General features: G+C 69.8%; 20 protein-coding genes. 10 read left to right on the top strand and 10 right to left on the bottom strand.

The genetic code is table 11. The features are described 5' to 3' along the window. Positions 1–6: 6 nt before the first annotated feature. The 5 genes from ACQP2X_RS35340 to ACQP2X_RS35360 form a co-directional block, all read right to left on the bottom strand. Complete coding sequence (locus ACQP2X_RS35340) at positions 7–171, bottom strand: hypothetical protein (protein ID WP_498689371.1); 165 nt, start codon at positions 169–171, stop codon at positions 7–9. A gap of 139 nt (positions 172–310) precedes the next feature. Further along, the gene (locus tag ACQP2X_RS35345; RefSeq protein ID WP_498689374.1) at positions 311–721 is read right to left on the bottom strand and encodes a hypothetical protein; all 411 of its coding nucleotides are present in this window, start codon (positions 719–721) and stop codon (positions 311–313) included. 95 nt (positions 722–816) lie between these two features. Continuing rightward, positions 817–3,117 carry a beta-L-arabinofuranosidase domain-containing protein gene (locus tag ACQP2X_RS35350; protein WP_498689377.1) on the bottom strand — a complete coding sequence of 767 codons (2,301 nt, stop codon included), beginning with the start codon at positions 3,115–3,117 and terminating at the stop codon, positions 817–819. A 109-nt stretch (positions 3,118–3,226) separates the two neighbouring features. Beyond that, the gene (locus ACQP2X_RS35355; RefSeq protein ID WP_498689380.1) at positions 3,227–3,715 is read right to left on the bottom strand and encodes an SRPBCC family protein; all 489 of its coding nucleotides are present in this window, start codon (positions 3,713–3,715) and stop codon (positions 3,227–3,229) included. A gap of 18 nt (positions 3,716–3,733) precedes the next feature. After that, complete coding sequence (locus tag ACQP2X_RS35360; RefSeq protein WP_498689382.1) at positions 3,734–4,486, bottom strand: DUF4142 domain-containing protein; 753 nt, start codon at positions 4,484–4,486, stop codon at positions 3,734–3,736. Between the two features lie 179 nt (positions 4,487–4,665). Here ACQP2X_RS35360 and ACQP2X_RS35365 point away from each other — a divergent pair, with 179 nt between their 5' ends. Then, positions 4,666–8,271: a hypothetical protein gene (locus ACQP2X_RS35365; protein WP_498689384.1), complete on the top strand. Its 3,606-nt coding sequence runs from the start codon at positions 4,666–4,668 to the stop codon at positions 8,269–8,271. Positions 8,272–8,382: 111 nt separating this feature from the next. Here ACQP2X_RS35365 and ACQP2X_RS35370 read toward each other — a convergent pair whose 3' ends face one another. Further along, the gene (locus ACQP2X_RS35370) at positions 8,383–9,267 is read right to left on the bottom strand and encodes a hypothetical protein (protein WP_498689387.1); all 885 of its coding nucleotides are present in this window, start codon (positions 9,265–9,267) and stop codon (positions 8,383–8,385) included. A gap of 133 nt (positions 9,268–9,400) precedes the next feature. On the opposite strand from ACQP2X_RS35370, the gene ACQP2X_RS35375 reads away from it, so the two are divergent. The 4 genes from ACQP2X_RS35375 (at position 9,401) to ACQP2X_RS35390 (ending at position 11,254) form a co-directional block, all read left to right on the top strand. After that, positions 9,401–9,568 carry a hypothetical protein gene (locus tag ACQP2X_RS35375; RefSeq protein ID WP_498689388.1) on the top strand — a complete coding sequence of 56 codons (168 nt, stop codon included), beginning with the start codon at positions 9,401–9,403 and terminating at the stop codon, positions 9,566–9,568. Further along, the gene (locus ACQP2X_RS35380) at positions 9,565–10,170 is read left to right on the top strand and encodes an RNA polymerase sigma factor (RefSeq protein ID WP_498689390.1); all 606 of its coding nucleotides are present in this window, start codon (positions 9,565–9,567) and stop codon (positions 10,168–10,170) included. The genes ACQP2X_RS35375 and ACQP2X_RS35380 overlap by 4 nt, the downstream gene beginning before the upstream one ends. A 113-nt stretch (positions 10,171–10,283) precedes the next feature. Next, positions 10,284–10,661 carry an STAS domain-containing protein gene (locus ACQP2X_RS35385; protein ID WP_498701111.1) on the top strand — a complete coding sequence of 126 codons (378 nt, stop codon included), beginning with the start codon at positions 10,284–10,286 and terminating at the stop codon, positions 10,659–10,661. A 314-nt stretch (positions 10,662–10,975) separates the two neighbouring features. Continuing rightward, the gene (locus ACQP2X_RS35390; protein WP_498689391.1) at positions 10,976–11,254 is read left to right on the top strand and encodes a hypothetical protein; all 279 of its coding nucleotides are present in this window, start codon (positions 10,976–10,978) and stop codon (positions 11,252–11,254) included. Positions 11,255–11,355: 101 nt separating this feature from the next. On the opposite strand, the gene ACQP2X_RS35395 is transcribed toward ACQP2X_RS35390, so the two are convergent. After that, a complete protein-coding gene (locus ACQP2X_RS35395; RefSeq protein ID WP_498689393.1) occupies positions 11,356–12,822 on the bottom strand; it encodes a cellulase family glycosylhydrolase in 1,467 nt (488 codons plus the stop codon). A 173-nt stretch (positions 12,823–12,995) separates the two neighbouring features. Between ACQP2X_RS35395 and ACQP2X_RS35400 the strand changes: the two genes are divergently transcribed. Further along, the gene (locus ACQP2X_RS35400; protein ID WP_498689394.1) at positions 12,996–14,255 is read left to right on the top strand and encodes a cation:proton antiporter; all 1,260 of its coding nucleotides are present in this window, start codon (positions 12,996–12,998) and stop codon (positions 14,253–14,255) included. Positions 14,256–14,294: 39 nt separating this feature from the next. On the opposite strand, the gene ACQP2X_RS35405 is transcribed toward ACQP2X_RS35400, so the two are convergent. Continuing rightward, complete coding sequence (locus ACQP2X_RS35405) at positions 14,295–14,990, bottom strand: DUF4142 domain-containing protein (RefSeq protein WP_498689396.1); 696 nt, start codon at positions 14,988–14,990, stop codon at positions 14,295–14,297. Positions 14,991–15,200: 210 nt separating this feature from the next. On the opposite strand from ACQP2X_RS35405, the gene ACQP2X_RS35410 reads away from it, so the two are divergent. After that, positions 15,201–15,752: a BON domain-containing protein gene (locus ACQP2X_RS35410; protein WP_498689397.1), complete on the top strand. Its 552-nt coding sequence runs from the start codon at positions 15,201–15,203 to the stop codon at positions 15,750–15,752. A gap of 79 nt (positions 15,753–15,831) precedes the next feature. On the opposite strand, the gene ACQP2X_RS35415 is transcribed toward ACQP2X_RS35410, so the two are convergent. Beyond that, positions 15,832–16,158, bottom strand: a complete 327-nt coding sequence (locus ACQP2X_RS35415; RefSeq protein WP_498689398.1) for a BON domain-containing protein — start codon at positions 16,156–16,158, stop codon at positions 15,832–15,834. Positions 16,159–16,389: 231 nt separating this feature from the next. Here ACQP2X_RS35415 and nhaA point away from each other — a divergent pair, with 231 nt between their 5' ends. After that, on the top strand, positions 16,390–18,252 hold the full coding sequence (gene nhaA, locus ACQP2X_RS35420) for a Na+/H+ antiporter NhaA (RefSeq protein WP_498689400.1): 1,863 nt from the start codon (positions 16,390–16,392) through the stop codon (positions 18,250–18,252). Positions 18,253–18,503: 251 nt separating this feature from the next. Beyond that, the gene (locus tag ACQP2X_RS35425) at positions 18,504–18,758 is read left to right on the top strand and encodes a hypothetical protein (RefSeq protein WP_498689401.1); all 255 of its coding nucleotides are present in this window, start codon (positions 18,504–18,506) and stop codon (positions 18,756–18,758) included. Positions 18,759–18,809: 51 nt separating this feature from the next. On the opposite strand, the gene ACQP2X_RS35430 is transcribed toward ACQP2X_RS35425, so the two are convergent. After that, positions 18,810–19,433: an STAS domain-containing protein gene (locus tag ACQP2X_RS35430; RefSeq protein ID WP_498689402.1), complete on the bottom strand. Its 624-nt coding sequence runs from the start codon at positions 19,431–19,433 to the stop codon at positions 18,810–18,812. Between the two features lie 114 nt (positions 19,434–19,547). On the opposite strand from ACQP2X_RS35430, the gene ACQP2X_RS35435 reads away from it, so the two are divergent. After that, positions 19,548–19,748 carry a hypothetical protein gene (locus ACQP2X_RS35435; RefSeq protein WP_498689404.1) on the top strand — a complete coding sequence of 67 codons (201 nt, stop codon included), beginning with the start codon at positions 19,548–19,550 and terminating at the stop codon, positions 19,746–19,748. Positions 19,749–20,173 lie beyond the last annotated feature (425 nt).

The raw sequence follows: 20,173 nt of genomic DNA on the forward strand, positions 1-20,173 counted from the left end.
CCCAACTTACAAAGCCCGCGCGCCGAGTGCGTCGATCAGGATGCCGTCCCGGCTGACCAGGTCGGGCCGGTCGTTGAGCGGGTGGTCCCAGCAGTCGGCGACGACCGCGCCGTAGTCGGCGGCGAGGGCCCGGGTGATGTCGTTGAGGCGGGCGGGATGGACCTGGCGCAATGGGCGCTCGACCCGGGACGGCCAGCCGAGATCGTCGTAGCCGGGGGTGGCGTCGCCGACTCCGAGGGAGAGCCAGAGCCGGCGCGCCGCGCGACATCGCCGCGGCCCGGCTCCACACCTGCGGCGAAGCCCTCCCGCTTCACTCCGAGTCCTTCACCGCCGCCTCCACCACCTTGCCCGCGCTCACGATCATTCCGAACAGGGTTTCCCCGAACGCGCGCAGGAAGCCGCCCGACTGACCCGGGTCCCTGATCGCCAGCAGGATCAGGATGACGACGAACGGGGCCCAGCTCAGATGCATGGCGATCCGGCCGGCCGTGGTTCGCGCCGACGCCCGGCCGCAGATCAGGCCGACCAGCAGCGCCGGTGTGAAGATCTCACCGAGGCGCGGCTCGGTGCCGCTGCCGGAAAGGACAGCGACCAGGTCGATGGCCAGGGCGGTCAGCGCGGTGACGGCCGCGATGACCGCGACCACCGCACCGTACGAGATGAGGTCCTTGCGCTCCTGAAAGGCCGATCCCGGCGGTAGCGACGGATCGCTGGATGTCATGAAGCCAGACTGACAGTCGAGCGATAAGCGGGTAATAGGGCGAATTGCCGACGACGGGGCAGCTGTCCCGGCTAATCCGTTCGGCGGTTCCGCGCTCAGACGAGGCGCCAGACATTGTCGGCGCTGCCGTTGTCGGAGTCCTGGACGACCTGGGTTCCCCAGGCGCCGGTGCCGCCGAGGAGGGCGAGCAGCTTGCCGCTGTTGACATTGCGGATCTTGTAGGTGCCGTTGCCGTTGTCGACCAGCGTCCACCGATGGTCCGCGGTCCCGTTGTCCGACCACTGCAGAACCCGGGCGTTGTCGGCGGTCGACATGTTCTCCACGCCGAGCACCTTGCCGCTGTGGGCGTTGCGGAAGCGGACGGCACTGCCGTCGGTGATGCGCGCCCACTGGTGGTCGGCGGTCCCGGTGTCACCCCAGACCACGGCCAGGCCGCCGTCGCCGGTGGCCATGTCCTGGACACCCAGGACCAGGCCGGAGGCGACATTCACCAGCTTGTACGTCGTCTCGGTGGTGCCGGCGGTGTTCCAGTAGACGGCGTAGTTGTGGCCGTGCGCGTCGTGGAAGGGGCCGAGCTCGACCGTGGCGCCGTTCGCGGTGGCGGTGAAGGCGAGGCTCGACGTGCTGGTCCGGGCGATCGTCGAAACGGTCAGCGCCGGTGCGGCGGTCAGGGTGGCGCTGCCGTAGTTGCCACTGAGCACGACCGGCCCGTACGTGATGGCCTGGAGGTTGGGGTTGTCGTTGGCCGCCCGCATGACGACCCGCATGGGCAGCCGGACCGACAGGACGTCGCCGGCGGCCCACGCGCGGGTGATGGTGGCGTAGCCGCCGGGCGTGGCCGTCACGTTCTGGACGGTGCCGTTCACGCTGATCACCGGATTCTGCGTCCACGCGGGCATCCGGACCCGGATGCTCCAGGAGCCGCTCATCGAGCCGGACAGGGTCAGCGTGGTGGTGTCGCCGGCCGGATAGGTCGTGGACTGGGTCACCGTGATGCCCCGCTGCGCCCAGGTGAGCACCGACGGGACGAACAGGTTCACGGTCAGGGTCGTGCCGGCGTAGAAGTAGATCGAGTCCATGAGCTTCGTGTTGGTCTCGATGCCGGTGCCCTGGCAGCACCAGAACGAGTTGTAGTCGGTCGACCAGGTGCCGCCGCCCCAGGCCGGCCCGACGCCGCGCCGGCCACCGGGGCGCAGCGGGGTGAAGTAGGTGACGTGACCGTGGCTGTCGGCCGGGTTCTGGGCGCCGATCAGGTGGTTGAGCAGGGCCCGCTCGTAGAAGTCGAAGTAGGCCGCGTCACCCGGGTCGAGCAGCCACAGCTCACGGGTGAGCTTGAGCATGTTGTACGAGTTGCAGTGCTCGCAGGTGTCGTTGGTGAGGTAGCCGGCGATGGCGTTCGGCGGCCGGAAGTGCTCGGCCTGGCTGTTGCCGCCGATGGCGTACGTGTGGGCCCGGGTGGTGATGCTCCAGGCGTTGGCGGCGATGTCGCGGTAGCGGGTGGTGCCGGTCGCCTTGTACTCGCGGGCGGCGCCGATCCACTTCGGCACCTGTGTGTTGGCGTGCAGCCCGTTGAGCTGGTCGGAGTTCGCGGCGAGCGGGTTGAACACGGCCGCGTGGTCGAAGCGCTGGGCCGCGGTCAGCCACCGGGCGTCGCCGGTCTGCTGATAGATGTCGGCCAGCACCTCGTTCATGCCACCGAACTCGGTGCCCAGCATGGCCTGCATCTGGCTCGAGCTGAGCCGGGCGGTACGACTGTCGACCCACCCGGCCAGCGCGAGCAGGACGGTGCGGGCCTGGGTGTTGCCCGTGTACCGCCAGACGTCGAGCAGACCGGCGAGGGTCTTGTGGACGCAGTAGTACGGCACGTTGCCGTTGGACAGCGTGCGCGCCTCGAGAGCCGTGAAGTCGGACTCGGGGAAGCCGGACAGATAGCCGTTGGCCGCCTGGCATTTGGCCAGCTCGGCGACCATGTAGGCGGCCTTGTCGCGGCAGACCGTGTCGCCGAGGACCGCGTAGGCCTGGGCCCAGGCGGTGAGGAAGTGGCCCTGCATGTGACTGCGGAACGGGAACGTGGGCGCGTCCCAGCCACCGTTGGCCGCCGCGCCGCCGGTCGACCGGCCGTGGTTGGCCCGGAAGACGTAGAGCAGCCGGTCGACGTCGACGAACCGCAGGTAGGCCAGCGTACGGCTCTGGTTGTCCAGGAAACGCCCGGCGGTCAGCCGCACCTGTCCGAGATCGAAGGCGTACGCCCCCACGCCGATGTCCGGCCGGGCCGGTGGCACGACGGCCGCGGCGGCCGCGCGAACGTCCAGGGCGCCGGCGCCGCCGACGGTGGCCAGCGCCGCGGCGCCGGTGGTCTGCAGAAGCCGGCGACGGCTGAGGAAGGGGGAGGGCATGCTGTCGCTCCTGTCCTAGTGAACGTTAACAGCACGCTAGAAACTAGATTGATATCAGTCAATACAATCCCGACTTTGTTAACGTTCACCCCGGCACACCTCGAGCCGTTCATGAACCGGCCGGATCGCCGACCTGACTCTCGACGTCGCGGGCCAGGGCCCGCAGCGTGGCCGCGAAACCCAGTCGCCCGGCGAGAGACAGCAGCGGGCCGGCGAATCTGGTGATCTTCCGCGGGGAGACGGTCACGTCCTCGTACCAGACCACACGGCACCGCCGGCCCGGCAGCGGCGTCACCGAGAACCAGGCCCGGCCGTGCACGACCCGTCCCGACTTGACCACTTCGCAGCGCCCGAGCCGGTCGCCCGCCTCGTCGCCGGACGGCGACTGCCAGGCGACCACGGTCATGGGGTCGTCGAACGCCAGCGGGCCGACGCCGGTGCGGGCCACGAACGTGGCGCCCTTTCCCTCGGCCGGGCCGGGCAGGGTCCGTACGGCGGTCAGGGGCGCCCAGTCACCGTGGCGTGGCCAGTCCACCAGGGTCTTCCAGACCACGGTGGCCGGGCCACGCACCTCTTGAACGACCATGAACTCTGCCATGGGCCAACTGTCCCATGATCAGTAGTAGTACCGCCTGCGGCGCGGGCGCCGTCGCGTCGACATGGTGCGCCAGGTGAAGAAGGCCCCGGCCGCCAGCGCCGCCGCGAGTACACCGATCACGAGGCCCTGGCCCGAGTTGCCGGGCTGGTTTCCGCCGGCCGAGGAGAAAGCGGCCGGCTCGACGGCGGCCGAGGTGGCCGGCGCCGGCGGCGGTGCCGTGGGCAGTCCTTGGAAGTCGACGATGCCACTAGACTCCAGCAACGTCATGTGCGTGGCGACGAACTGGTTCGCCTGCTGCGCCAGCTTGCGGACCGTGTCGTTGCGCGTGCTGCTGCGAATGGTGGCGATGGCCGGGAAGATCTTGCCGTGCGCGGCACGCAGCCGGTCGATGTAGATCCGGTCGAAGTCCTCGCCCTCGGCGTCCCGCATCTCACCGAGCCAGCCCTGCTGGTCGGCGTTCGGCTTGTCGGGCAGTTTGATGCCGAGCTTGCGCGCGGCCGCCTTGTCCAGCTTGTCGAGGACGACATGCTGGTCGGCGATGCTCTTGCCGATCTGCCGGATCCGGGGGTTGCGCGACTTCTCCTGCGCCATCTGCCCGGCCGGAATCTCCCACAGCCCGGCCAGCCGAACCTTGACGACCAGATCCTCGTCGGCCTCGGTGATCTCCCCATCATTCGTGTCAGTGATCAGCTCCCCCGGCGGCACCGGCACACCGGGCTCCGCCCGGGCGGGCGACCGCAACGGATCGAGCAGTATCAGAACCAGCGCCATGAGCACCGGACCCCACAAGCGACGCCGCCACCGCACGAGAACCTCCCGACACCTAGACACGCTCTGGCAGGCAATACGGGCGAGAGCAGCCAACGGATCACCCAGACACCAAAGAGGCTCTGGTGCGCCGTCCGTACACTGCGGGCGACGTTGCGGGGCCGCTGATGGTGGGAGCTTGCATGCAGCCGATGTCACCGAGGGCGACGGGTGGCAGTGGCGTCCACTACGAGGCCGAGGTCGCTGCCTGCGCATTGTCACTGCTGCTCAGCGGCCATCGCGGTCCGTCGCGAAGCCAGCAGATCAGGAGGGTCGCGCTTCAGCAGCGCGCGGTCGGCGCCCAGCTCGACGACATGGTTCTGCACACCGGTGTGGGTTCGAGCAGTCGAACTGTCGAGTGCCAGATCAAGATTACGGTGACCGCGCCCGCGCTCCGCGAGGTACTCGAGGCTGCTGCGAAAATGCGGCGAATGCACCCTGGCGATTTCGCTGCGGATCGTCGGCGGATGTTACTGGTCACCCGGACGACGGCAAAGACGGCAGCACTACGGCAATTGGTGGAGCTCGCCCAACCTGCAAGCCTCGACGAGTTTCAGGCCCAACTGACACCAGGTCAGTCTCCGGAAGCGGTCCGCCGGGAGTGGGACACGCTACGGCGAACCTTCACCGGACGCGACGCCGACCATGTCGCCCACGGCCTGCTCACTCGCCTCGATGTGTGGCTTGTCGACCGCGACGGCCGGGGAACCGGCGTCGACTACATTCGCATTCTCGACACCGTCGCCCAGAGCTGCGCTACCAGCTCTGAACACATCTTTCTCTGCCTCAAGGACATCGGGGCCAAGCTCTCGGAAAGCGGTGGCGACATTGACGCCGACCGTCTGCGACACCGGCTCGTCCAGGATTACGGAATCTTGCTGTTCGGAGCACCGCCGATCACGGCGGGTGCGGCATCGATCCGCAGATTTCTCCCGTTGCACCCGCTGTCCGGGCGGGAGCCGGAGCTTGAGCAGCTCGCCAGGCATTGCACCTCGGATCAGGAGCCGGCTTACCTGTGCTGGCGCGGACCGGCCTGGGCCGGCAAGACCGCGCTGCTGGCCTGGTTCGCCGAGCATCCGCCGGCGGGGGTCCGGGTGCTGGCGACGTTCGTGACCGCCCGTAGCGGTGTACGAGACCGGGTGACCTTCGTCGACGACCAACTGGCCGAGCTCACTGAACAATTCGGCCTCGCCCCGGAGACCTTGCGTCCGTGCGGCCTGCGCGACGGAGCCCTCCTGGCGCGGTGGGCTCAGGCCGCCGCGACCTGCGTCGCGCAGGGCATGCGACTTGCCGTGATCATCGACGGTTTGGACGAGGACACCGCGGCCAGGTTCGAGGTCAGCATCGCCGGCCTGCTTCCCCCTCGCGCTCCCGCCGGGCTGCGGTTCGTGGTGTCGATTCGCGATCGGCGGCCACTACCGGAGGACGTCGACGACAACCATCCGCTGCGCGTGAGCCCGTGGAGAGACCTTTCACCGTCGCCCTCCGCGAGGATGATGCGCTCCGAGGTCCTGACCGAGTTGACCGCCATATGGCGTGATCGACCGGTAGGGCACGACGTGCTGGGGTTCGTCGCGGCCGCGCGAGGCGGGCTCACCCGCCACGACCTTGCGGCACTCTGCCGCCAGGAAGTAGGCGCGATCGATGACCTGGTCGCTTCCTCCGCCGCACGGTCGGTCGGCCGGGATCTCGACGGCGGTTACGTCCTGATTCACGAAGAACTTCACGCCGCGGTGATCGAGCTGTTCGGCTCGTTCACCACATTCCTCGTCCGGATCGACGCCTGGGCCGACGAGTACCAGGCCGCCGGCTGGCCTGCGGACACGCCTCACTACCTGCTGCACGGTTACCCGCTGGCCCGGCAGGACTCACCGGCTCGCCTGCTGGCGCTCGCCACCGATGCCCACCGACGCGAAAGGCTCTTCACGGCCACTGGAGCTGATGCTGCCGCACTCCGCGAGATCACACTGGCAGAGTCCGTGCATCGGGCGGCAAATCCGGATCTCGGGGCGCTGCTGCGTCTTGCTCTGCTGCGGCAACGCCTCACGCGGCAGACCCGTGTCGTGCCCGCCGGCCTTCCGGCGGTCATTGCCCAGGTGCACGGATGGGAGCGAGCTGTCGCTCTCGCGATGTCCAGCGATATCGGGTCATTCCGGAACGCCGCGCTCGTTGACCTGATGAACGCCGCCAGGACCCCCGCACAGTGCTCCGAGCTGATCGACCGGATCAGCTCGCCCGTGGCCAAAGCCTTGGCACAGGTCCGCGGGTTGCCTGTTATCGGGCATCTCCCTGACGATTTCTGCGCCACCATCACCGAACCGGATGAACGCGCGCGCGTTCTCGCCGCCGCCGCGCGGGCACTCGGTCCGGACCGTGCCGCCGGCTCGTGGTGGGAGAAGCTGGTTCACGACGGGCACGATGCTGCTCGCGCCGCCGACAACGATCTGCAGCGCGGTCTCGCCCTGGCCTGGCTCACGCATCTGCCCGGGGCGGATGCACCCGCCCTGCTCGATGAGGCGTTGGACACCGTCGGCGCCGGTGAGTCGATAACGGCGTCCATGGCTATGCGGCAGATCGCCGTGGCGTTCGCTCGCGCCGGGGCCGTCGACCGCGCGATCGCGCTGGCCGCATCCGTCTCCCACCCCTACGACGGGTGGGCCTTGGGCGATGTCGCGGCGGAGATCGCCCATGCCGACCCTGTCGTCGCGGAACGCCTGGCCGCATCCGTAGCCGGGCCTTCGGCCCGGATCTCCGCGCTTGTCGCGGTGTCCCGTGTCCACGCGGCCGCAGGCAGACGCGCGGAGGCTCGGCGGTTGGCCGAAGCGGGCTATGAACTGCTCAGTGGTGATACCGACGTCGTGTTGTGGGAGGGCGTTCATACGGCCGTGGCCGCCGCCTTGGCCGCCGCTGGTGATCTGGACAGCGCTGTGACTGCCGCCCGCAGCGCTGATTGGTACCGCGAGATCGCGGAAGGGCTTACCGCGGTGGCGGCCGCCGCTGCCGAACAAGGCGACCTGACTACTGCCGCTGAGCTGGCACGCGAAGTCCACCAGACCATCCGCAGCGACGATGGCCACGACGAGGGCCCGATCGAAGTCATGGACCAGATCAGAGGGTACCGGCCGAACCCGCCTACGCCCGACCCCGTGCTGGCCAAGATTGACGGTCTTCTCGAGGACGGGCAGGTCGAAGCGGCCGAACAAGTAGCCCAGCAGCTCAGCCGGGGACCTCTCCGAGACGAAGCCTTGTCGGAGCTGTCCTCCGCGATCGCAGTGGAAGGCGACCCGCGTCGAGGAGAAAGCCTGATCGATGAGATCGACGACCCCCGTCGGCAAGCCGAGGCGCTGATGTGGCTTGCCCGGCACGCCAAACCGGCCGAGTACCCAGAGCGCCTGCCCGCCCTGGCCGCAATGGCACACGACCGGCTCCGTCAGCCGACGGACCGAGGCGCCCGGGCGGATCTGATCTGCACGATTGCCGAGCATGACCCGAAGCAGGCAGCCGGCCTGGCACGACGTGCGTTCGACCAGGACGACGTCATGCTCGCATACACGTTGGCCGCGATCGCTTCGACGGTCCACGACCGATCCTTCGCCCGTCACCTCCTGGCCGAAGCACTACTGCTGGAACAGTTCGAGCCCGCCATCTCCGTCATCGCGATGATCGAGCCGGCTGCGGTGCAGGCGGCGGCCGCAGACATCGCCGGCACCCCGGCCGGCGACGTGTACCAATGTCATGAAGCCGGCTGATGGCGGTCAGGCCGTGACCCGGCCTGACCGCCATTCTCATACCTCTACGTAGTCGCCGATCGCCACGTCGTTGAGCAGTGTGTGCCAGAAGCCCGGATCGTCGTGCCAATGTCAGGTCGTACGGCCGTCTTCGGCCACGGTCTCCATCGCGGCCCGCACGAGCCGCTCGGCCAGGTCCACGGTGGCGTCGAGCTCGGCCTCGATGCTGCGCGGCTTGGACTGCAGGCTGATGACACGGACCAGCCGGTTGTCCTGCGCCCAGAACGCCATCCGGGGAGCGCCTCCCTTCACCGGCACGATCCCGAGCTTCTGAGCGAGCCACGCCTGCACGCCGGGGTCGGTGTCCGACGTGAACGGGCTCTCCGGCGACTCGAGCACCCGCATGTACGGCAGGGCGATCGGCAACGTCACCCGGAAGGCGGCCTTCTCGGTCTTGGAAGTGTCCCGGAAGGAGAAGATGAGGAACGGGAACCCCTTTCGCTCGCCCGTCACGACGTCGGCGGCGTCGGGCCGCCCGGCCGTGTAGGGCTTGAACAGTCCGGCTTCCGAGGCCAGGGTCAAATGCTTCGCCTCGTACGCCCACCCGTGCGCCGCCGCCAGCGAACGCCGCCCGGCCGGCGCCCGGGCCACCACCACGAAGGCCACGATCACCGCCGCCAGCAGGGCCGCCGAGATGACCAACGGCACGATCGCGACGAACCGCCAGATCAGATCGTCCGTCCGCAGATCGCCGGGCCGAACGGCGGCAAGCTGCTTCGCCTTCATCTCCTCGTAGGTGCCACCACGCTCCGCGGCGCCCCGCCCGAACGCCATGCAGACGTCGCCCGGATGCATCTCCTTGCCGTCACACAGCACATGCTCGGCACTGTGACGCTGAGACTCGGCCAACAGCTCGGCGTCCGACTTCCAGTGACTGTCGAGCAACCAGACCCCGAGCCATCCGATGAGGACGGCGATGAATCCGACGACGAGGCGACGGGTCAGCGTATGAACCATGCGCTCACCGTAGTGAACATCATCGAACTCTCAGAATTCTTCTCAACCGCGGATTTCACGCCGGGCGGCCCTGGGCGGCCCTGCACTACGACAATGTCCTGCAGAGCGAGGAACGGCGAAGGGCAGCCCGCAGATGACGACGATGAATGAACGCGGCCGAACCGACCCGATGCTGCTGGTGAACGGCACGCTCGTGGGGGTGGGCGGGGTCTTCACGGCGACGGCCTCCGTGGTGGCGACGGCCATCGCCGCCCTGGCCTGCGTGGCCTTAGGCGTGACGGTGGTCGTGGCAGGCCGATGACGCCTCCCGACGAAGAATTCGACCCCTTCTACCGCGCGATCTATCCCGAGCTGCGCAAATACGGGATGGCCTGGGGCCGGAACTGGCAGGACGCCGACGACGCGGCGCGCGACGTCATGATCGACATTCGGCGGCGCTGGTTCACCGTCGATCCCGGCCGGCGTGCGGCCTACGCCCGGGTCGCGCTGGTGCGGGCCATTCTGAAGATCCGCCGAGAACGGCACGCGCACAACACCAGCCCCGTGCCCGTCACGGAGCTGCCGCTGCCACCTCGCGACGACCTCGACCTCGGCGCCTACGAGGGCCGGCAGTGGGTCGACCAGCTGCTCAGCTGCCTGCCGTGCGCTCAGCGCGCGGTGATGGAGGCATTCCTGGCCGGCATCACCTTCAAGGAGTTCGCGGCCGAGCTCCAGCGGCGCGAGGCGGCAACCACCGGTCGCCCGATGTCGGCCGAGGAGGAGGCCACCGACCTCGACCGGAGGGCGGCGACCGCCCGCAAGAACTTTCAGCACGCCCGGTCCGCGCTCCGCCCGCTGGTGGCCGAGTACGAGCGGCCCAGGCCGGCCGGCGGCGCGACGACGGGAAGGGGTGAGACCCGGTGACGGACCACGAACCGACGGCCGACATGATCCGAGGGATCGACCGGCTCGTCGACGCCGAACTGGACGAGGCCGAACTGGCCCGCCGGCTCGAGGACATCAAGGCGCGAGCCGACATGGACACGAGGGCCGCCCGGGAGGTGGAGACGGCTCCCGACTGCGTGGAGATCGCGCTCGAAGGCGAGATCGACGTGGAGAACGCCTACGAGGTCCGCGAGAAGGTCGCGCGGGCGCTGACCGACGGGTCGCCCACCCGCATCGAGATCGACATGCAGCGCGTGCGGTTCATCGATTCCGTGGGGGTGAGCGCCCTGGTGGCCGCATTCCAGCTGGCCGCCGTCCAGGGCGCCCGGCTGGTGATCACCCGCCCCAGCCGTGTCGTGCACCGCCAGCTGTGGGTGACGGGCCTGCTGGGCCTGTTCGGTTCGCCAGGACCCGAGGACGCGGAGAGGCAGGGCGCCACCGGCAGCCGGCGATCGGAGACGACGGGCTAGGAGTCCGCTCGCTCCGTAGAAGCGGGAAGAACTTCAGGTCGGCCACACCCACAGGACAACAAGGGCCGAGCCGGCCCCGGCGAGACACCGGGACCGGCTCGGTCTACCGCTCAGCTATCGATCACGGACCACAGCCGCAGAAGCTGCCGTACGTCCCGCGCCATACCTCGCTGTAGAACGCGACCCCATAGGTCCATCGGTTCATCGGGCGCATCCAGTCCGGCGGGTTACGCATGCACATCGCACTGACCACCTGCTTCCTCGCTCGGCGAAGCGGTTCGCAAGCCCGGCGCCGAGGATGCGAGCATCACCGCATGCCGACACAGCAGCCCGTCACGGTCGAGCTTCACTGCCGCCTCACCGTCCGTGTCGACGACCCCGCCGCGATCACCGCCCTCGCCGTCCAGCGCCTGCGCGAGGCAGACATCGACTGGGACGACGAGGACGACGACCTGGAGACAGCCGTCGCCCAGCTCAGCGCCGACCTGCTCAACAGCCTCGCCTCCCTGGCCGACCCGGACGGCCTGCTGGCAAGCGCGCCCGCCACCGAGGTGACGGGCGCACATGTGTGGGCCGCTGACAGGCCGGTGTGAACGGAAGCTCCGGCACGCACCGCTCCCACTCCTCCGCTGTCAGCGACACCGACCGGCTGCCTCCGGACAGCAGCATCCGCCCGTCCAAGCCGAACGTAGGGTCAGGAGGCGGACATCGTCACGTCGTCGAACCAGACGGTGCCCTTGTTGTCTCCGGACTTGAGGTGCACCTGCAGACCGGCGGCTCCGGCCGGGGCCTTCGAGCTGACCGACAGCTTGGTCCAGCCGGTGGTACCCGTCGGCAGCGTGGCCGAGGAGGCGCCGCCGAGCCAGCGGCCGTTGACGTCGAACCAGCTCAGCGCGACCTGGGTGGCGCCGGTGGCCGCGGTGCCGCGCGCGTAGGCCTCGGCCCGCCACGTCTTGCCCGCCTCCACGGGGGCGACGGGGGCGACGCGGTAGGACGGCGAGCCGGAGGAGTTCTTGCTCGTCTTGGTGAGCCGCACCGACCACTTGCCGGTCCGGGCGGCTCCCTGCACCTTGGTGGCGGTGCCGAGCTCGGGCAGGTAGGTGCTCCATGGCGTCTGGCCGGCCGGGTTCTCGAAGCCGAGATCCATGACGGTCGCCGGGTACGCCGTAGAGGTCCACGCCGCCTTGACCACAGCCGCGGCCGGCTTGGCGGTGCCGTCCACCCGGTGCAGCCCGAAGGCGTACTGCGCGGGGATCTTCGCGACGGCCGAGGTGGGGATCGCACCCTCGCGGAAGTCGTACAGGGTCCAGGGCGCCACGGAGCGCACCCCGGCCACGGCCGCCGCCTGGAAGACCCGGGCCAGGTACGCCGCCTGCTCGCCCTCGGTCGCGGCGCGCGTGCTGACGCCGGTCTCACCCAGCACGACCGGGGCCGGCGCCACGGCGGCCTGCGCCTGACGGATCAGCGCCAGGGCGTTCTCCGAGTTGCCGTAGAAGTGGTAGTCGTAGTAGTCCAGCGGCGTGGCGGACAGCGCTGACTTGATCTTCGCCATGCCGGCCGCGCCCGAGGTGCCGCTCATCGCGATCGTCACCGGAACGGCCGGTGCGGCGGCGCGCAGGACCGGAACAAGCTTCTTGGCCCAATTCATGGCGGCGGTGTTCGACGGATCGAGCTCGTTCTGCAGGCCGATCGAGATGACACGCTTGTCGTCGCGGTACGGCGAGACGATCGCCTTGGCCCAGGTGCTGCTGCCGGCGATGTCGGTGTAGCCGCCCCACCAGTCGAACAGGGTCAGCTTGACGGTCATGCCGTTGTTGCCGGCCATGGTGACGAACTGGGCGAGCTTGGCCGTGTACTCGGGCTTGGGCGTGGGATAGCCGAACACCGACGGAAAGACGATCGCGCGGACGCTGTCGGCGCCCATGGCCTTGGCTTTGGCGAGGTCGGTGTTGATGGTGGCCGCGTCGAACGACGTCCACATCCGCGTCCAGCCGTTCGCCGACGGGTAGTAGTTGATCTGCTTCGCGGTCTTCACCGCGGCGAGCCGCCCGGCCAGCGTCGGCGACGTGGTCGTCGCGGCCGACGCCCGGGCGTCCACCAGCGGCGACGCGGTGAGCAGAGCGGTGGCGAGCCCCAGAGCGAGCGCGGCGGCCTTGCGCATGAACAGATCAGCCCCTAAAAGTCCGACAGAATGGCGATAGTTCCTGTCGGCAGCGGGACCGGTCCGTGCGAGAACAACCGGTTGACGATGAGGGTGCAGCTCAGTCGCGTCCCGGTTGACCATGCCCAGGGGCTCTCAGGCATAGAAGGCGGTCAAGCGGGCACCGCACAGTCGTGCAGATCTCCGATCTTGTCTTCGCCGTCGTGGGTGTCGGGGCGCTGCTGGCCGGCATCCTTCCGCGCGTCCTCGAGCGCCGGCCGCTGTCCATGCCGATCGCCTTTCTCGGGCTCGGCATGCTCGTCTTCGGGCTCCCGGTCGGCCTCCCGGACGCCGACCCGCTGGCGCATCCGAAGGTCACCGAGCATCTGACCGAGGTGGGCGTCATCGTCGCGCTGATGGGCGCCGGGCTGAAGATCGACCGGCCGCTGAGCCGTAAGGGCTGGACCTCCACATGGCGGCTGCTGGTGGTCGCCATGCCGGTCACTATCGCCGCGGTGGCGCTGCTGGGCTGGTGGTGGGCGGGTCTGGTGCCGGCCACCGCGCTGCTGCTGGGTGCCGCTCTCGCCCCGACCGACCCGGTGCTCGCCTCGGATGTGCAGGTCGGCGAGCCCACCGACGAGGAGGACTCCGAGGACGAGGTGCGCTTCGCGCTCACCTCCGAGGCCGGGCTCAACGACGGGCTAGCGTTCCCGTTCGTCTACGCGGCCATCGCCATGGCCGGGACAGCCGGGCTGGGCTGGGTCGGTGACTGGGCCTGGCAGGACGTCGCCTACAAGGTCACAGTCGGGGTCGTCGGCGGCGTGCTCGTGGGCAAACTGCTGGGCCGGCTGTTCTTCCGCGCAAGACGCGAGGCACTACGGCTGGCCAAGCACTCGGAGGGGTTCCTGGCCCTGGCCGCGACCTTCCTGGCCTACGGCGTGGTCGAGGTGGCCGGCGGCTACGGCTTCCTGGCCGTCTTCGTCGCCGCCCGCGCCATCCGGGCCGCCGAACGCTCGCACGACTACCACCAGGTCCTGCACGACTTCGCCGAGCAGACCGAACGCCTGCTGACCGTCCTGCTGCTTCTCTTGTTCGGTGGTGCCGTCGTCGGCGGCCTGCTGGCCCCGTTGACCTGGCCGGCCGCGCTCGTCGGTCTTGCGTTGATCCTGGTCATCCGTCCGCTCGCCGGGTTCGCATCCTTACGCGGTGCGCCCGGCCACACGGCCGAGCACTGGGTGATCGCCGCCTTCGGGATCCGCGGCATCGGTTCGTTCTACTACCTCGCGTACGCCCTCACTCATGCCGACTTCCCCGCCGCCGACCTCGCCTGGGCCACCATCGGCTTCGTCGTGCTCGTCTCCGTGGTGGTGCACGGGGTGGCCGTGACTCCGGTGATGCGCCTGCTCGACCGGGCCCACGAACGCAGCACCCCATCGAGCGATGTCACACGGTAGCCAGCTCCGCGGCCAGATTAAAGTGCACTGTTACATCTTTCATTGTCGTGCGCGCAGGAGCCGGAACACGGTGAGCCCGGCCAGCCCGACGGCGCCGGCCAACAGCGTCCACAACACGGTTCCGCTCACCGGCCCGGACACGCCGGCGTTGGCCGCCGCGATACCCAGCCCGGAGACGTCCTCGGCCGGCGGCATCGCAGCCGGCGGCAGCTTCTCGTACTGCACCAGGCCGGTGCTCTCCAACATCTTCATGTGGTTCATCACGAAGATGTTGGCCCGGTCGGCCAGGCCACGCACGACCGGATCACGGGTCGAGGAGCGCACCGCGCCGATCACCGGAAAGATCTTTCCGTGGGCCGCCCGTAGCCGGGTGACGAAGATCTGGTCGAACTGGATTCCCTTGTTCTTCTGCATCTCGCCCAGCCAGCCCTGCTGCTGCGCCGTCGGCGTCGACGGGATGCCGGCCCCGAGCTTGTTCGCGGCGTCGACGACGAGCTGGTCGAGGTCCACGTGTTGCTGGGCGATCATCGTGCCGACCTGGCGCACCTTCGCGCTGCTGCCCTTCTCAGCCGCCATCTGACCGGCCGGGATCTCCCACAGCCCGGCCTGGCGCACCCCGTTGAGCAGCGTCATGTCGGCCGCGTTGAGCTGCGTCGGCAATCCGGGATCGGCCCGCGCCGCGGTGGGCACAGTGAGAGCGACGGTGAGGGCCGCGACCGCGACGGCCGCGCTCATCTCCGCATGATGCCCCGGCGACGCGGCATTCCCACGCCGTCGCAGGCGTTCGGCGGTCTTGTCACGCAGTTGTCATGACAGTCGGTCCCGGGCACTCCTGATCTCGGCACGCTTCGTCATGAAAGTGTCACATCGTCGCGGAACAGCCTCCACGAATCACCGTCAGGCTGTACGGGTCCAGGTGCGCACCGGCGGATACGGAGAGACATCGTGTGGCCCTTCCCTCCCGACGACGGGTGGTCGTCCCGGCCGGGCCCGCCGTCCAGCGGCCCCGACGTGCGGCTCACCTGCGACGTCATCGAGCGGATCATCAGAGAACCCCAGCTCGACGGCGAACGCGTCACCGTGCACGTCCAGAACCGTGTCGTCAACCTGTCCGGCGTGGTCAGCTCCTCCGGCGCCCGGACGGCCGTCGCCGATCTGGCCCGGTCGACGCCCGGTGTGACCGACATCTGCAACCGGCTCGAGCTGGCCCGGACGGCCGACGTGACGGCCATTCTGGAGCGGCCGGACCCGTTCGACGAGCTCGTCGCCCACCTCGACGACGAACGGAACGATCGGCGAATCGGAGCCCTGGCGACGCTGCTCGGCATCATGGCCGCGCTGGCCGCGGTGATCTCGGTGGCGCTCTGGCTGATACTGCTGCCCCGCCTCGGCGGCGTCGGGCTGCTCGTGGTGCTGCCGTGCGGCGCCGTGGCCGTGGTGCTGGCCGGCATCGCCGGCCGCCTGTCCAGCTACGGCCCGGGTCGCGGTTCGCCCTGAGGGGCGCGGTTCGGGCGTACCGTCCGGCGCAACACCTCGTACCAAGCGGGCCCCCATGCGACGGCCACCATCAGGAGGGTCAGTCGTGATCTTCGGAGGTCGCCCGCTGGTGCGAGGCGGGCCCGCACTGCGGCGTAGTGATCATTTGGCAGACGTCGTACACACCCGGGACCGTCCAGGCCCGTTGCCGCGCCGCCTCGCGGGCGTCGTCCGAATCGAGCTCGCCCTGAAGGATGACCACGCCGTTCTGCACGACGATCTCCAGGTAGTGGCCGCACACTTTCGGGTCGGCGGACAACGCCCGTGCGGTGAGGTCGGCCAGCGTCTCGTCGGCCTCCAAGCGGGCGATCAGGGCCGCGATGTCGATGTTGTCGCCGCCGTCGCCGGGGCTGGTGAACGGGTGCATCGACGTCGTCCCTCCTGCTGTGCGCCGGCTCGCACCACCTTGTCGGCGTTCCGTGGCGGCCACCGCGCGACTGCATGACGGTTTCATGACAACTACGGTCCGTGCTGCGATCACGCTGACAGTCGCCGAGGGCTTCTGCCCGTCGCTGGTGATCCAGTACGGTGCTGGCAGGTGTGCCGGGAAGCCTGGTCGGCGGTCATTTGCCATGTCCCGCGACCGGAGGCCGCAGCGATGAGTGTTGCCGAGATGATGCGCCGCATCTCCGAGGGCGGGCAGGCGCCCCGCACCGACCGCACGCTTCGCCTCGACCGGCGGATCCGCACTGTCCTGACGACCGAGACGCGGGGCGCGGCCGCCCTGCTCGCCGCCACCGTGATCGCTCTGGTGTGGGCCAACCTTCCCGGCGACAGCTACGAGTCGCTGTGGCACACCGAGGCCACCCTGGGCGTGGGCGGCGCCGCCATCACCGAGGATCTGCGCCACTGGATCAACGACGGTCTGATGGTGTTCTTCTTCCTGCTCGCCGGGATGGAGATCCGCCGCGAGCTGAGTTTCGGTGACCTGCGCGACCGGCGGGCCGCCACCGTGCCGATCGTGGCCGCCGTCGGCGGCATGGTGCTGCCCGCGGTCATCTTCGCCGTGCTCACCGCGGGCACCGCCGCCCAGCACGCGTGGGGCATGGCGATGGCCACCGACATCGCCTTCGCCCTCGGCGTGCTGGCATTGGTCGGCCCGCGCTGCCCGGCCAACGTCCGGGTCTTTCTGCTCACTCTCGCCGTCGTCGACGACATCGGCGCGATCGCGGTCATCGCGGTCGTCTACACCGAGGCCGTCCACCGCATCCCGTTGCTGCTCGCCGCGGCTCTGCTCGGTGTCGTGCTGGCTTTACGCGCCGCCGGGGTCTGGCGGGCCACACCGTATTTCGTGGTCGGTGCCGCGCTCTGGGTGGCCACCGTCGAGTCCGGTCTGCACCCGACCATCGTCGGGGTCGTGTTCGGGCTGCTCACCCCGGCGTTCCTGGCCCGTACGGCCGACCTCGACCGGCTCGACCGCATCCTGCGCAAGTTCCGCCGGGAACCGGGGCCCGAGGCCGCACGCACGCTGTCCATCGCGGCTCAGGGCTCGGTGTCGGCCAACGACCGCATCCAGTACCTGCTGCGCCCCTGGAGCAGCTTCGTCATCGTGCCCCTGTTCGCGCTGGCCAACGCCGGCGTGCCGCTCGACGGCGAGGTGCTGTCACGGGCGGTCACCTCGCCGATCACCCTCGGGGTCTTCGCCGGGCTGGTTGCCGGCAAGACCTTGGGCATCTGGGGCGCGTCGGCCATCGTCGTCCGTACGGGACTCGGCCGGCTGCCTACAGGCGTACACCTGCCACAAGTCTTTTCTGTGGGTGCGGTGGCCGGAATCGGCTTCACCGTGTCGCTGTTCATCGCCGAACTCGCCCTCACCGACGAACAGGCACGCGACGAGGCGAAGATCGGCATCCTGGCCGCCGCCGTCGCCGCGACCGCGCTCGGCTGGCTGCTGTTCCGTGTCACCGGCCGCCGCGGCTCCGCGAGCGACATCACCACCCTGCGGCCGCCGGTCGAGTCCTCCGGCGAGCACAGCCGTGGACCGGCCACGGCTCCGGTCGAGCTGGTGCAGTTCGGCGACTACGAGTGCCCGTTCTGCCGCGAGGCCGCCCCCGCCGTGGCCGCTCTGCTCGCCCGTCATCCGGACCGGCTGCGCTTCGTGTGGCGGCATCTGCCTCTGGACGAGGTCCACCCGTACGCACGTCGCGCCGCCCAGGCCGCCGAAGCCGCCGCCGCCCAGGGCGCGTTCTGGCCGATGCACGACCGGCTGCTCACGGCGGAGATCCTCGACGACGAGGCGATCACCGAGGCCGCCCGCGCGGCCGGGCTCGACGTGCCCCGCTTCACCGTCGATCGCGACACCGCGATCGTCGCCGCCCAGGTCGACGCCGACGTGCGCAGCGCCCGCGACAGCGGCGCCGACGGCACACCGACCTTCTTCCTCAACGGCGTTCGCGTCGACGGCTCGCTCGACGAGGTCGTCGCCGCCGTCGACCAGGCCGTCACGGCCGTAGCCACCTGAGGCTCAGGAACCGTCCGCGGCGAAGCCCAGAGCGAGACGATGGGGCCTCGGGAGGCTGAAGGTCGATCGGCGGGCCGTCCGCCCGGTGGCCATGGGTGACGGCGGGTCGACCGCCGCCAACAGGTCCTCGGCTCGCAGCTCGGACAGGATAGAGAGCAGCGACGGTGACGGCGCGGTGTAGCAGAGCTGCACGGCGTGGCGGTGGTCGCGGCGACCGCCGCGCCGCGCGGCGACGGAGTGGGCGGGCCCCGATGACCGTCGTTCCCACGGGCGGCAGCACCGCCCTGCTGATCTGCGACGGGTGCGGCACCGAGGACACCGGCAGCGCGTCGCCGTACGACAGCGACTTCGTGTGGCCGCTGGTCGCCGCGCTCGGCTGGACGATTTTCGACCTGGTCGCCCCGTCCCGTTTCGTCCGGACCGTGCTGCACACCATGAAGCTCGACACGGCCTTCCGCATCTTCCCCGACCACAACGCCGCCCTGACGAAGGCCGCCGACGGATGACCCGCTTGGGTAGGTGCAGTTCATGCCGGCCGCACAGTGCCGGCCCCTCTGTTACGCGGTCATCGACCTCGGCTGGGCACTCGCCGCCGCGATGGCCTGCGGCACGGTGCCGAACGAGCGGAACAGCGCGCTCAGCGGCCTCTCCCGCTCGACCCGGGGCGGCGCGACGAGCACCAGGTCGCCACCGCGTCCCCGCGCGTCGTTGCGGGCCCGCACCAACGTGCCCACCCCGGTCGGCGCCATCGCCCCGGCCCGGGCCAGGTCGACGACGACGTGCGAGCGCCGGGCCACCGCGTCGTCCAGTACCCGCCGCAAGGCCGGCGCCACGTCCGCGCCCACGTCACCCGCGACCCGCACCACGGCCACCGACGGGGTGATCGCCATCGACAGCCCACGACCGGCGTCGCCGGCGGCGGCCTGCCGCGGACGCGGGATGGATCCAGTCCGCACGGCCGGGCCGCAGTCCGGGCACCGGTACCACCCCCGGGCGAACGGCGAGCCGGTCCAGCCGGCCGCGGTGACCGCGACGTAGACGACGTCGGTCTCATGCATGCCGCATCCGTCAACGGTGGTGCGGATGCCGCAGGCGTCGCAGGCCATCAGCACGTCGCCGCCCGTCGCGGCCATCACCACTGTCACGTCTCCGCCGCCCTTCACCGATCGAAACTTGATCATCGAGCCCGGATACCGCTGTGGTACGGCAGAGACATGACAGTTTCATGACATCTCGCGTTCTGCGGCTTCGGATCCGCAGTGGGTTGTAGGCGGGCGCGCCTTACACTCGGCTGCGTGGATCGATCGCGGGTCATATGGTGGGTTCTCGTCGGCGTCGGCGTCGCCTATGCGCTGGCGCTGACCGTTGCGATTTACACATTGGATGCGACGCCGGGGCATCTGGTCTTCGCCGTACTGCCGGCATACGGCGTCGCACTGGGCCTCACGCGAAGGTGGTTCAAGCGCGGTTCGGGCGCCAACGGCGTGTCTCAATAAGAGCGTGTCACGCCCGCGTGCGCGAATGCTGCCGTGCCGGCACTGAGCTCCGCCGCGAGGCCGGGGTGAACATACAGCTCCGGGGGCAACCGGTCGGCCACGCCGCGGATGTCTAGGCGCTGGGTCTGGTGTTCCGCGCTTGCCTCGCCGGCGGCCCGTGCTGACCCGGCAAGACGGTCGAACAGGTGCTCGTCGCGCGGGCGTGCGCCCTGGTCCCCGAGCTTCCCGACAGCGGCGAGCTGCCTTCAAGGGTGGTCGACCTCTATCACTCATGCATCGCGCGGGAGCCCGGTGACCGCCCCCGGCCCGTCGTGCCGCAGCAGTGTTCGCTGCCGCCGGAGCCGCCGGGTGGGCGGCACGCGCTAGAACTCTCTGTTGCGGGATGACCGGACGGAGTACGGTGAGACCAGGTGTGCCGGGAAGTC

It is taken from the genome of Actinoplanes sp. CA-131856 (assembly GCF_050956135.1).
Taxonomy (GTDB): Bacteria; Actinomycetota; Actinomycetes; order Mycobacteriales; family Micromonosporaceae; genus Actinoplanes.